Here is a 12,548-nt window from a genome sequence, read left to right on the forward strand (position 1 = left end):
TTACATAGGAGGTTTTAAGAATGGTACAACCTTACAAGCACGAACCATTTACAGATTTTTCGAAGGAAGAAAACCGCCAAGCCTATCTCAAGGCGTTAGAAACCGTTGAAGGTTATCTAGGACAGGACTACGACCTTGTCATCGGCGGTGAAAAGATTACAACAGAAGATAAAATTGTTTCCTACAATCCAGCTAATACAGCACAGGTTATCGGCCGTGTTTCTAAAGCGAGCAAAGACCTCGCTGAAAAAGCAATGCAGGCAGCCGTTGAAGCATTTAAAACATGGAAAAAGACAAAGCCTGAAGTTCGCGCGGATGTGCTTTTTAAAGCAGCAACAATGATTCGTCGCCGTAAAGCTGAGTTTTCTGCCCTTTTAACAAAAGAAGCAGGTAAATCATGGAGAGAAGCAGATGTTGAGGTGGCAGAAGGAATCGACTTCCTTGAATATTATGGACGCCAAATGTTGTCTTTGAAAAATGGCGTTCCCGTTAATAGCCGCCCAGACGAATATAACCGTTATGACTATATTCCACTGGGAGTGGGGATTATCATTTCACCATGGAACTTCCCGTTCGCTATCATGGCAGGTACAACGGTAGCAGCCATTGTTTCTGGTAATACTGTTCTACTCAAGCCAGCTTCAACCACACCGATTGTTGCTGCTAAATTTGTTGAAGTAATGGAAGCGGCAGGTCTTCCAAAAGGCGTATTAAACTTCGTTCCAGGAAACGGCTCTGAAGTGGGCGACTATTTAGTTGACCACAAAGATACCCGTTTTGTTAGCTTCACAGGTTCACGAGAAGTCGGACTTCGCATTTTCGAACGTTCTTCTAAATTGAACGAAGGTCAAATTTGGATGAAGCGTTTAATTGCGGAAATGGGCGGTAAAGATACCATCGTTGTTGATAGTGAAGCCGATCTTGAGCTGGCAGCACAATCCATCATGGCATCAGCTTTCGGATTCTCCGGACAAAAATGTTCTGCATGTTCTCGTGCAGTAATTGTTGAAGATGTTTATGATCAAGTATTGAACCGTGTTGTTGAATTAACAAACCAATTAACAATTGGTGATCCTGTAGACAATTCAAATTACACGGGGCCAGTTATTGATAACAACGCCTACAAGAAAATCATGGAATACATTGAAATTGGCAAGCAAGAAGGTAAGCTATTGGCTGGTGGTGAAGGCGATAACTCTAAAGGTTATTTCATAAAACCAACAATCATTGCCGATCTTGCTCCAAAAGCGCGCATCATGCAGGAAGAAATTTTTGGACCAGTGGTTGGGTTTACAAAGGCGAAAAATTTCGATGAAGCGATCGAAATTGCCAACAATACTGAGTATGGTTTGACTGGCGCAGTTATCACAACAAATCGTGCTCACATGGAACAAGCTCGTGAAGACTTCCATGTTGGTAACCTTTACTTCAACCGTGGCTGTACTGGAGCAATCGTTGGCTATCAGCCATTCGGCGGCTTCAACATGTCCGGAACTGACTCCAAAGCGGGCGGTCCAGACTACTTACTGCTTCACATGCAGGCGAAAACAACTTCCGAAATGTATTAATTCAAACAAATACTATTCTTAGTATTAATATGAATAACTGTAAAAAGCCTTCATTCTTTAAATAGGGATGAAGGCTTTTTTTCCATTGTGTAAGCCTTTATCTTTCTTCATCAGTTCCCTGAAATTGTTGAAAGGATAGTATTTTGTTGTAAAAATATATATTAAGTATTAATATACTTAATATAAGTTGTATTATTTAAGGGTAAGGGTGAGCTAAGATTAAGAATGAACCTCTGTATCAACAAATAAAAAATAAAATTAAAGAGCAAATACAATCTGGTAAGTTACGAGTAGGTGACCGTGTTCCCTCAGAAAAGGAGTTAACTGAAAAATTCCATGTAAGTCAAATTACCACTAAAAATGCACTTGCAGGTCTTGCGGAAGAAGGAATAGTAGAAAGAATTAAAGGGAAAGGAACGTTTGTCTGTGAGAGCAGTCTAACGACTTCAATCAGACAACCGAATAAACCGAAAGGATTAATTGGCCTTATTCTCCCTAGTATGAAAACAAGGATTGAACAAGAGTTTGTCAATAATATTGAAAAATATGTTTCCCAGACAGGTCATAATCTAATTATAAAGATAACAAGAGAGTCCCAATTTGAAGAAGCAGATGCGATCGAGATGTTTAGAGAAATGGACGTTAAGGGAATGATTATTTTTCCTACAGAAAAAGAAACCTATAATGATGCTGTGCTAAGGCTAACGCTGGATAAATTCCCCTTTGTATTAATAGACAGGTATATGGAGAATATTTTAACTTATAGTGTGACCTCTGAAAATGAAGCGGGAACTTACGAGGCTATCTCCTACTTAATAAACAAAGGACATAAAAATATTGGCCTTATATCCCCAATTATCACTAATACAGTGACTCACGAGAGAGCTAGAGGATTCGAAAATGCCTTTTTAAAAAGGAAAACTACCATTAATAAAAATCTATGGCTGACTTTGAGCTTCAATGAAATAGCTCAGAGTAAAACCCCAAAGTTAATTAGAGACTTTTTATTGAATAAACCGGAAATGACAGCTGTGTTTACAATGAATGCTGAGTTAGCGTTGTATACCCATTTAGCAATAAGTTCACTAAAGAAAGAAATAGGTCGGAAAATTGAATTGCTAACTTTTGATCCACTAGGTATATCTGGAATTTCGTTTATAAAGCAGGATATTGCTGAATGTAGTAAAAAAACAGTTGAACTACTTTTAGAACAAATTGAAGGTACTTATAAACCCAAAAGAATTTATGTACCTGTTGAACTTAAAATAAGTGAAAGTGTAGAAATATTGGAAACGATAATAACATGACATATGGGTACTCTATATGAAAATTAACCTTTCAATATAGATATCATGTTTAAAAGAAGGTACAACCCAAACGTAGGCATTATCCTTTGTCGGCGTTTGGGTTTTTTGTTGTGATTTATTTTATGAATAAGATTTAGTAAACTAGCCTTTTACCAAAAGTATATTATATACTAAATTTAGTATATTAATGAGGATATCTCTTAATATAAAATTACAGTGTAAGCACTTTCAATAACCAGATAACTCAGATTTTTGATAAGAAATTATTTAAAGGAGCTATATAAAATGACAGAAATGAATATTCCGAGAAAAGAATATCCACGACCCCAATTTGAAAGGGCAGACTGGATGAATTTAAATGGCGAATGGAATTTTAAGTTTGATAGAGAGAACCAAGGTGAAAAGGAAAAGTGGTTCAAAGAATCAAATTTTGATAAAAAAATTATTGTTCCTTTTACATATGAAACAAAAGCCAGCGGCATTGGTGAGGAAGTATTTTGTCCTAATGTCTGGTATCAAAAAAGCGTAACCATTCCTAGTGAATATGAAAAAAAGAAGTTAATACTTCATTTCCAAGCGGCTGATTATATAACAAAGCTATGGGTGAACGGTACTTTTGTTGGTGAAAGAAAAGGTGGACAGATCGCTTTCTCTTTTAAAATAACTGATTATTTAGATGAGAAAAATGAATTAAATATTGTGGTGAAAATTGAAGATAGTCAAAGTTGTTTCCAGCCAAGAGGAAAACAGCGTTGGTTAGATGATAGTTATGAATGCTGGTATGTTCAAACAACGGGAATTTGGCAAACAGTCTGGCTTGAGTTTTTGAATGAAGCCCATGTTCAAGCAGTTAAGATTACTCCTGATATAGATACAGAATCAGTGGAGTTTGCCTATGAAGTTTCAGGAAACATTGATCCATCTTTAGTCTTGAAAACAACAATTACATTTAAAGGTGAATTAATTAAAGCATTTGAGCTAACGGTTAATCGCTCAAATCAAACAATCAAGACGAATATTGCAAGTGAGTTTCACCATTGGAGAGTGGTCCATTGGAGTCCACAAGCTCCCAATTTATATGATGTAGAATTTACTTTATACCAAAACGATGAAGTTATAGATTCTGTAAAGTCATATTTTGGAATGCGAAAGGTTTCAATCGAGAATGGGAATGTTTTATTGAATAATATTCCACTTTATCAAAAACTTATTTTAGATCAGGGGTATTGGGAAGAGTCCCATTTAACACCGCCTTCAGAAGCAGCAATCATTGAGGATATTGATCGGACAATGGAGATGGGCTTTAACGGAGTAAGGAAGCATATGAAAGTGGAAGACCAGCGCTTCCTTTATTGGGCAGATAAAAAAGGTCTACTTGTTTGGTCCGAAATGGCTGCAACCTATGAGTTTTCAGATGAGGCTGTTCAGAATTTTACAGAGGAATGGATAGAAGTTGTGAAACAACATTATAATCATCCAAGCATTATTACCTGGACTCCGTTTAATGAATCTTGGGGTGTGAAAAATATTTATACAAACTTAAAGCAGCAGAAGTTTACTGAAGGAATCTATCATCTTACAAAAGCTATTGATAGTATGAGACCTGTTATTGTAAATGACGGCTGGGAGCACACCGTTTCAGACATTATCTCGCTGCATGATTATGTAGAGCTTGGTGATGAATTTTTAGAGCGATATACAGACAAAGAAAAAGTAGTTCATAACGATTTAGCATTTAATAATTTTAAACATGCGATGGCACAAGGTTACAAATATAACGGTCAGCCAATCATTATAAGTGAATATGGCGGCATTGCATTCAATTCCGAAAAAGGCTGGGGCTACGGTAATCAAGTAAAGAGTGAAGAAGAGTTCTTACATCGTTATGAATCTATTACTCAAGCAATTAAAAGTACTCCATATATTAGTGGATTTTGTTATACACAAATTACTGATGTGCAGCAAGAGGTTAACGGCTTATTAAAGGAAAATCGAGTAGCCAAAGTAGACTTAAACAAAATCAGGGCAATTAACGATAAATAATTCCTAGATTCATAATTAAGTATAATCTCCTCTGTCTGAAAATTATAAAGGTTCAGGCGAAGGTAATTATATATAGTAAAATATTTATTTATAAGTGGACTTGCTATTAATTATTCTGTATTTAATTGGGAGGAGGACAATTTACAAGCTGTTAGGGTATCATTTTTATTATAAAAAAATCAGGGGGAAAACCAATGAGGAAAATATCAGTATTAATGTTCTCCATACTTTTTGTGGTTATGATGGCTTTGTCAGGCTGTAGTTCAACTAGTTCAGGCTCCGGGGGTTCTTCTTCAGCTAATGAAATTGTCTATTGGAACCCGTTTACAGGGCCTGATGGTAAGAATATGGAACAAATCGTTAATGAATATAACAAGACAAATCCAAAATTCAAGGTAAAAAATGTATCCATTAAAGCTGATGATATGTATAAAAAGATCCCAACGGTCGTTAACTCTGGAAAAGGGATTCCTGATCTTACAATTGTCCATGCTGAGAGAATTAAACAATTTGTTGATAATGACTTATTAACCAAGTATGACGACAAATTGGCTGACCATCCTGAAATTAAAGCTGAAAACTATGTACCGGCAGGATGGAATATTGGTGATCTTAATGGAAGCAGATATAGTGTTCCATTAGATGTACACAGTTTTGTCATGTATTACAATAAAGATTTACTAGAAAAATATGCACCACATGCACTCGATGATAACGTGATAACCTTTGATGAAATAAAAGCCGCTGGAGAATTGGCTAAAAAAGATAAAATCATTGGTATTGGGATAACTTGGACCCGACCGATCTTTTTATCGATTTACAATCAACTTGGTGGAGATATAACTAGTGACGGTGAAACACCAACTCTTAATACTCCAGAAGCTAAGAAAGCATTAGAACTATTAAAAGGATTAGTTGATGACAAAATTACTAACAAGGATGGAGAAGACCCAGGTCAGTTATTCAAATCCGGTAAGGCAATCTTTTTTCCAGAAGGAATCTGGATGCAAAATAGTGTAAATGAAGCGAAAAATTTGAAGTGGGGTTTAACAAGCTTCCCTCAGATTTCGCCTGATAAAATTGTCAACTGGACGTCCTCACATCAATTCGTAATGTTTAAGGACAAAAATCGATCTGAAGAGAAGACGAAGGGTATAATGGATTTCCTTGATTATGTCAGAGAAAATTCACTTCCATGGGCTAAAGCTGGCCAAAATCCTGCAGCATTAGCGACATTAGAAAATCCTGAATATCAAAACTTACCACAATCATTTTTAGTGAAAAATCCTGAAATGCAAAATACGCTTAAAATCTTTGATTATAAATACAATGGATTTGTAGCAGAAGAAGTTGATAAATTAGTCGGTGATGCGATCTATGGAAAATTAAATATTGATAAAGGATTAAAATCAGCTCAAAAGGCAGTCGAGGATAAAATTGCAACAAACAATAAAAAATAAAATTGCTAGAAATTAGTTTATTAATATTGGGTGGTTAGCAGAATTATAGAGAAATCCTTATAAGAGCATAAGGATTTCTCTCTCTATTCGATAACTTAAGAATAGGAGTTTAAATTTATGATAAATGCTGGAGTGAACAAGGAATTAAAAATGTCTTCAGGTATAGAAAAACATTCGGGTAAAAACCGTATTAATTTTTCTCCGTATCTTTACATCGGACCACATCTAATATTATTTGCAATTTTTTTTCTTTTCCCCACTTTATATGGTATTTATATTTCTTTTACCAACTGGGATCTAATAGGAGATCCCGAATTTGTAGGATTCGCTAATTATAAAGAAATATTGTTTAATCAAGACTCAACATTTTACGATCAATTACGTACTGGTTTGGGGAATACTTTTAAGTTTGTTCTTTTTACGGTTCCTGCTTGTATTATTGTTCCTTTACTATTAGCTGCAGGTCTTAACACTAAACCAAAGGGGATGAAGTTTTTTCAGGCATTATTCTACATGCCCACTTTGTTCTCCGTTTCTGCCGTAATGATTATTTTTTCCATGCTTTATAGTGTTTCTTTTGGACCACTTAATCATTATCTTAATGTAGAAACGAACTGGCTCGCTACCCAGCCATACGCTTGGATTACATTAGTGACTGTAACTGTTTGGTGGACGATCGGTGCGAATATGATTATTTATCAGGCCGCTCTTAACGGTATTTCAAAGGATTTATATGAAGCTGCCTCTATGGATGGGGCAAATAGTATCCAAAGATTCTTTAGAATCACTTTACCTAGCATAAGAGCTCAAATATTATATACTGTTGTCATTACAACAATCGCACAATTTAATGTATATGGACAACCCCTTATGTTAACAAAAGGAGGACCAACAAGCTCAACTACAGTTTTGTTAATGTACATTCAAGAGAACGCATTTGGTTCTGGAATTTCCATTGCTGGTATTGGGGCTGCACTGGCTGTAATCCTGGGTTTATGTATTATGGTTGTTTCTGCGATCCAATTCTTCTTTTTAAGACAACGTGATTAGGAGGTGCTTACCTTGGAGAAAAAAAGAATTTCAAAAATTGTTGCTGTAATCTTTTTACTATTAATGGTGTTTATTTGGATTGTCCCTGTCTTGTATACAATGATCAGTTCCTTCAAAAGTGAGGCCGATATTCAAACAAATGCTTTTACGATTTTACCTATTAATTGGGTTATTGGTAATTACCAGGATGTCCTTTTTGGTAATACAAGTGCTCCAGTTGCCAAATGGTTTATGAACTCGCTTATTATATCGGTATCACAAACAGTATTAGTATTAGTAATCGTTTCATTAGCTGGTTATGGATATTCAAGAATGAAATTTAAGGGAAGAGATGCTATCTTTGTCTTTTTAATGGCGACGATGATGTTCCCAGCAGTCGTAAATCTTATTCCACTCTATAAAATTATTGATACATTGGGCTGGGTAAATAATTATTTAGCGGCGATTGTTCCAGGGGCAGCTGGAGTATTTAATATTTTTCTCATCAGACAGTTTATGCAGGGGATTCCTAAGGAATTTGATGAATCTGCGAGAGTGGATGGTGCCTCTGATTTCCAAATATTCTTTAAGTTGATCTTGCCATTGATAAGACCTGTATTGACAGTTGTAGCATTGTTTACATTTACAGCCTCTTGGAATGACTTCTTATGGCCATCTATTGTGTTTAATGATGTTGAAAAAATGCCAATTACACCAGGATTACAATTACTCCAGGGGATGTATGCACTAGATGTAGCTCATGCTTTAACTGGAGCACTGGTAGCAATTGTTCCAACATTTATCCTATATTTATTTACACAAAAGTACTTTATGGAATCACTCTCCTTGTCATCCGGTGTTAAAGGATAATAAAAACAAATTCTGCCTGTTAAGGAGGCTTAATGGTGAATAGAAAGCTCGAGAGAAGATTACTTATGGTCGGTTCTACATGGCAAATACTATCAGGACTCCTTACCATTTTTGTTTATGCATCATATATAAAAAATAAAGGATTGAACTCCTCATATAACACTCTAGCAAAACTTGAGGCTGCCCAATCGATTTTTGGCAGTTTGTATATGTTTTCTGTTAGCTTTGGAATGCTATTTGTTATACTGGGAATCTTAAACTTTGTTTTAGCGAAAACATTGAAGGACGATAAAGCAGAAGTAAAGAAACCTATCTGGTTTATTCTATTAGGGGTTGCTTCCTATTTAGTGATGGACCTTTTAGGGGCTTTAATGTTTCTATCGGCAGGAATTTTAGCATTAGCAAAAAATAAATCAATATCAAAGTTAGTAAACTGTCATTTACAAAATTAATAGTCTATAACCAAAGGAAAGTTAAACTTCCCTCATTTCTTTTGGTTATAGGTTGGATTTGGAGGAACTAATAATGGAAACACAAACCCACAACATTATTTCAAGTCAAAAAAATAAAATGTTTATGAATCCCCTGCTTGAAAGTGGTCCAGATCCATATATTTATAAACATACAGACGGTTACTATTATTTAACCATTACTTTATCTGATCATATTGCAATTTGGAAGAGTCCGACCATAACAGGAATTTCGACAGCAGAGAAAAAAATAATATGGTCTCCCCCAGCAGAAGGTCCATATAGCCACAATATTTGGGCACCTGAAATACATTATATTAACGGAAAATGGTTCATTTATTTTACTGCCAATGATGGGGGTGGAGATGACACGCGGCAAATCTTTGTACTTGAAAATTCTTCTTCAGATCCATTGCTTGGCAAGTGGCATTTCAGGGGTGCGGTGAATACCGACCATCCTGGTTTAGATGGAACCGTTCTTCAGCATAATGATGAATTATATTTTATTTACTCAGGTTATGGATATTTTCCTGATTATGGATCAGCACTATACATAGCAAAAATGGAAAACCCATGGACACTAATAGGTGAAAACATATTAATATCGGCTCCCGCTGAAGCATGGGAGAAACAAGGTGGAATGGCAATAAATGAAGGTCCTATATTTCTAAAACGGAATGGTAAAGTTTTTCTGGTTTTTTCTGCAAGTGCAACATGGTCTGATGACTATTGCTTAGGGATGCTTACAGCATGTGAAACGGCAAATCTTCTTGATCCTGATTCTTGGGCAAAGTATCCAGGACCAGTTTTCTCGAAAAGTGTAAAAAAACGAGTATTTTCCCCTGGGCATAATAGCTTTACTCAATCCCCAGACGGATCTGAGGACTGGATCGTCTACCACGCGTTTTCGTTTTCGGAGGATGAAGGAGACCATGGTCTGGGAAGGCTTCGGAATCCAAGGGTTCAAAAAATCAATTGGAAACCAGATGGTACCCCTAATTTTGGTACTCCACTACCAGCCTATACCCCGATGGTCATACCTTCTGGAGAAGTGTAGACTTTATGTTTAAAAGCAGGAGGGAGTTCTCCTCCTAACCGTCTACCTCACACGGGAGGGGTGTTAGGCACCAATTTCCAATAAATGTATTGAATATGCATTCAAAAACCCCTATTCGACTGTAGTAGGGGTTTTTGTAGTATCAGAATTTATATCATTGAACTTTGAGAATTGTCCAGCTCCAGCGCCCTAGCGGCTAATGTCCTTCGCTCTCCGCCCTACGATAAGTCAACATCGAATCGCCTCCGGCTCTTCGTGTTTCCTTTATCTCAGTTGGAGCGCTCCAGGCCATACGCCGCTGACCAGGGCGCTTGCGCTTTTCTTGGTTTATTTTTTTGGCACATCTATAACAAATGGTACTGTGAAGACTTTACCATTGTGTTTAAATTGTCCCCAAACTTTATAAACGCCAGCTTCCGGGAAAATCGTCATAAAGATTACACTTGGTCCATTTCCTGAAGTGGTCATTGGATGAATGTGCAAGTATTTTTCGGCATCCGCACTGATGGCCACCGTATGACCCATCGCCCCTAAATAGGGCTGCAGATTTTTTATCGGTTTGTTGGTTTTTGCATCCGTGATGGTAAACGTCATATGCAGCGTCTTTCCGGCCGCAAGTTGGCTAAATGTGAGTGACACTTTTTTGCCATCAACCACTTTGGTAAACGCCTCATCCGGAATTAGCGGTTCTTCCTTTGCAGGCTCTCCTTCGATATGAACCCAGTGAGTTTCCAGACTGCTATCGCCACCGCCTTTTGGGGTTGACTCAGAAATAATTTTGTAGTCTCCTCCAGCAGGGAAGCTAGTTGTAATATTAAATTTTCCATTCCCTTCATATTTAGGATGGATATGGGAAAAATAAGCTAAATCTTTACTAACGATAAATAAATGCATCTTTTTCTCGTGAACCGTCTCAAATGTTTTTATCGGTTTACCATTCTTATCCATTATTAAAATGGAAATTGGAATTTCCACATTAGCTTGCGGTTGGTCTGTCAATGTCCATTCGGATTTAGTTGGAACCACATCGGTAGGGGTGGCACTCATTTTATGATCCATTGTCGACTTAGGGACTTTTATTGAATTGCATGCAGTTAGAAATACAACAGATAATAGTAAAATGCTAATAACAATTTGCTTCATGGAACATTCTCCTCTCCAATCATCGTCCATTACTCTAATGTACATTACCGGATTCAGCCAGTGCAAGAATTTACTGTAAATAAATAGCCAATTGCGCTAAAATTAATGATAGAATAAGGAATGAAGTTAGAAAAATGAAACATTTTATCTAGGAAATTCGTCTTCTAAAAGAAAGGCTGGCAGCTAAAGATTTCGTTTATTAAAATGCTGGTTTTGGAGGTAAGCAATTGATACCGTTATATTTATTGCATGTTACAGCCGTCCCGCATAGTGAAAGTATGCTTTGGACATTTTTGGCCTGTAACGTCTTTGTCGTCACAGCAGGAATTGTATTTATGTATAAATTATTCACCCAAAAAAAAGTCCGAAATGTTGGAATCGTGTTCGGTATCGCCATAGCGATTAATTATATCCTAATCGCCATTTTGGGGGATCCATTTGACTTATTGGGATAAGGTCAGGAGAGGGGATAATGAACTTGAAATATTATCGATTATGGGTAATCGCCTTTTTATTAAAATTTATTGGTTCTGCCTGGGATGCATCGTATCACTTTAAGTATTTGTTTGAGGAATATTCCATTCCCCATATTGTTAATACACTTGGATTTGCCCTCGGAGCGTATTTGTTATTTCAAGAGTGGCGGCGCTCCCATTTTATGGACCGATTTTCACGAAATCTGATTACGATTGGCTATGTATTATTCCTAATTGGTATTCCGTTAGACTTTACCTATCATATTGCCTATGGTATTGATTTAACAACGTGGAGCCCGACCCACTTTATTTATTACATTGCCACAGATATTATGATTTTTGGGGTTTGGCGCGGTTACTACATGTTCACTAGAGATGTAAAGCCAACTTGGAAATCAATGCATACTTGGTTCGCGATGTTTTTACTTGAATGTTTGATGTTCCCGAATATGCAGCAGGAAAATGGAGCGATTTCCTATGATCAATACATGCAGGGAAAATCGATCGCCTCCGAAGAAATTCTTGCACTCATCTCCGACCCGGCTTCACAAATTTTTGGCGGTATTCCGGAGTGGGTTTACCCAATTTATTCAGTGCTAATGGTTGCACTGCTGACGGTCATTATGATTCGAATTTTTCGCGACTATAACATACCTGTCATGGCCGCGGGGCTATATATTTTATTAAGATTTGTCGGTAAAGGGATTTTTGCTGCCGTTAATTACCCTACCTCCTATGTACCGATTACACTACTATTGATTCCCCTGTGCTATTTATTGTTTAGAAAAATAAACTGGCTGGCCGGGCTTATCGGCAGTCTAGGCTATTTCCTGGTTTTGTATGGTATCCATCAATCAGGCTGGCTGATTACACCGCCGCTTGTATTGTGGGAGCTTGTTCCGGTTGTGCTAGCGGGTGTCTTTGTTCCGGTTATCAGTGCGCTTGTAAAACCGATGCCGCTAGTGAAAAAGAATCGGCAGCCGGCATAATAACAAGAAGGTGTCTCCAATGGAGGCACCTTCTTTTCATTTTCGTAAAGCCTTTATGACAATAATGTGAAATCATTCACATACAGTGGTTAAATGTGACGTACCTCACAATTTTTTCAAGCTGCAGGGTTTACAA

11 protein-coding genes are annotated in these 12,548 nt (G+C 37.0%); 10 read left to right on the forward strand and 1 reads right to left on the reverse strand.

Annotated features, from left to right (window positions below):
- Window positions 1–20: 20 nt before the first annotated feature.
- From pruA to AA980_RS06405, 8 genes are all read left to right on the forward strand, one after another.
- On the forward strand, window positions 21–1,568 hold the full coding sequence (gene pruA, locus AA980_RS06370; protein ID WP_024026472.1) for an L-glutamate gamma-semialdehyde dehydrogenase: 1,548 nt from the start codon (window positions 21–23) through the stop codon (window positions 1,566–1,568).
- 245 nt (window positions 1,569–1,813) lie between these two features.
- Window positions 1,814–2,875, forward strand: a complete 1,062-nt coding sequence (locus tag AA980_RS06375; RefSeq protein ID WP_268926619.1) for a GntR family transcriptional regulator — start codon at window positions 1,814–1,816, stop codon at window positions 2,873–2,875.
- A 285-nt stretch (window positions 2,876–3,160) separates the two neighbouring features.
- The gene (locus AA980_RS06380; RefSeq protein WP_024026470.1) at window positions 3,161–4,918 is read left to right on the forward strand and encodes a glycoside hydrolase family 2 protein; all 1,758 of its coding nucleotides are present in this window, start codon (window positions 3,161–3,163) and stop codon (window positions 4,916–4,918) included.
- A gap of 194 nt (window positions 4,919–5,112) precedes the next feature.
- A complete protein-coding gene (locus AA980_RS06385) occupies window positions 5,113–6,378 on the forward strand; it encodes an extracellular solute-binding protein (RefSeq protein WP_024026469.1) in 1,266 nt (421 codons plus the stop codon).
- 117 nt (window positions 6,379–6,495) lie between these two features.
- A complete protein-coding gene (locus AA980_RS06390; protein ID WP_024026468.1) occupies window positions 6,496–7,428 on the forward strand; it encodes a carbohydrate ABC transporter permease in 933 nt (310 codons plus the stop codon).
- Between the two features lie 3 nt (window positions 7,429–7,431).
- Window positions 7,432–8,277, forward strand: a complete 846-nt coding sequence (locus AA980_RS06395) for a carbohydrate ABC transporter permease (RefSeq protein WP_330217795.1) — start codon at window positions 7,432–7,434, stop codon at window positions 8,275–8,277.
- A 32-nt stretch (window positions 8,278–8,309) separates the two neighbouring features.
- Complete coding sequence (locus AA980_RS06400) at window positions 8,310–8,729, forward strand: hypothetical protein (RefSeq protein ID WP_156351149.1); 420 nt, start codon at window positions 8,310–8,312, stop codon at window positions 8,727–8,729.
- 73 nt (window positions 8,730–8,802) lie between these two features.
- On the forward strand, window positions 8,803–9,804 hold the full coding sequence (locus AA980_RS06405) for a glycoside hydrolase family 43 protein (RefSeq protein ID WP_024026465.1): 1,002 nt from the start codon (window positions 8,803–8,805) through the stop codon (window positions 9,802–9,804).
- 327 nt (window positions 9,805–10,131) lie between these two features.
- On the opposite strand, the gene AA980_RS06410 is transcribed toward AA980_RS06405, so the two are convergent.
- Window positions 10,132–10,947, reverse strand: a complete 816-nt coding sequence (locus AA980_RS06410) for a hypothetical protein (RefSeq protein ID WP_024027612.1) — start codon at window positions 10,945–10,947, stop codon at window positions 10,132–10,134.
- A 227-nt stretch (window positions 10,948–11,174) separates the two neighbouring features.
- Here AA980_RS06410 and AA980_RS06415 point away from each other — a divergent pair, with 227 nt between their 5' ends.
- Window positions 11,175–11,402 carry a hypothetical protein gene (locus tag AA980_RS06415; protein ID WP_024027611.1) on the forward strand — a complete coding sequence of 76 codons (228 nt, stop codon included), beginning with the start codon at window positions 11,175–11,177 and terminating at the stop codon, window positions 11,400–11,402.
- Between the two features lie 17 nt (window positions 11,403–11,419).
- Window positions 11,420–12,412: a hypothetical protein gene (locus AA980_RS06420; protein ID WP_024027610.1), complete on the forward strand. Its 993-nt coding sequence runs from the start codon at window positions 11,420–11,422 to the stop codon at window positions 12,410–12,412.
- The last annotated feature ends 136 nt before the right edge of the window (window positions 12,413–12,548 follow it).

This window comes from Neobacillus vireti (assembly GCF_001026695.1).
GTDB classification, from domain to species: Bacteria; Bacillota; Bacilli; order Bacillales; family Cytobacillaceae; genus Neobacillus; species Neobacillus vireti.

Coding starts and splice junctions, on each gene's coding strand:
- AA980_RS06390 (WP_024026468.1), top strand. CDS start 6,496: ATGATAAATGCTGGAGTGAACAAGGAATTAAAAATGTCTTCAGGTATA.
- AA980_RS06410 (WP_024027612.1), bottom strand. CDS start 10,947: ATGAAGCAAATTGTTATTAGCATTTTACTATTATCTGTTGTATTTCTA.
- AA980_RS06385 (WP_024026469.1), top strand. CDS start 5,113: ATGAGGAAAATATCAGTATTAATGTTCTCCATACTTTTTGTGGTTATG.
- AA980_RS06400 (WP_156351149.1), top strand. CDS start 8,310: ATGGTGAATAGAAAGCTCGAGAGAAGATTACTTATGGTCGGTTCTACA.
- AA980_RS06405 (WP_024026465.1), top strand. CDS start 8,803: ATGGAAACACAAACCCACAACATTATTTCAAGTCAAAAAAATAAAATG.
- AA980_RS06420 (WP_024027610.1), top strand. CDS start 11,420: ATGAACTTGAAATATTATCGATTATGGGTAATCGCCTTTTTATTAAAA.
- AA980_RS06380 (WP_024026470.1), top strand. CDS start 3,161: ATGACAGAAATGAATATTCCGAGAAAAGAATATCCACGACCCCAATTT.
- pruA (WP_024026472.1), top strand. CDS start 21: ATGGTACAACCTTACAAGCACGAACCATTTACAGATTTTTCGAAGGAA.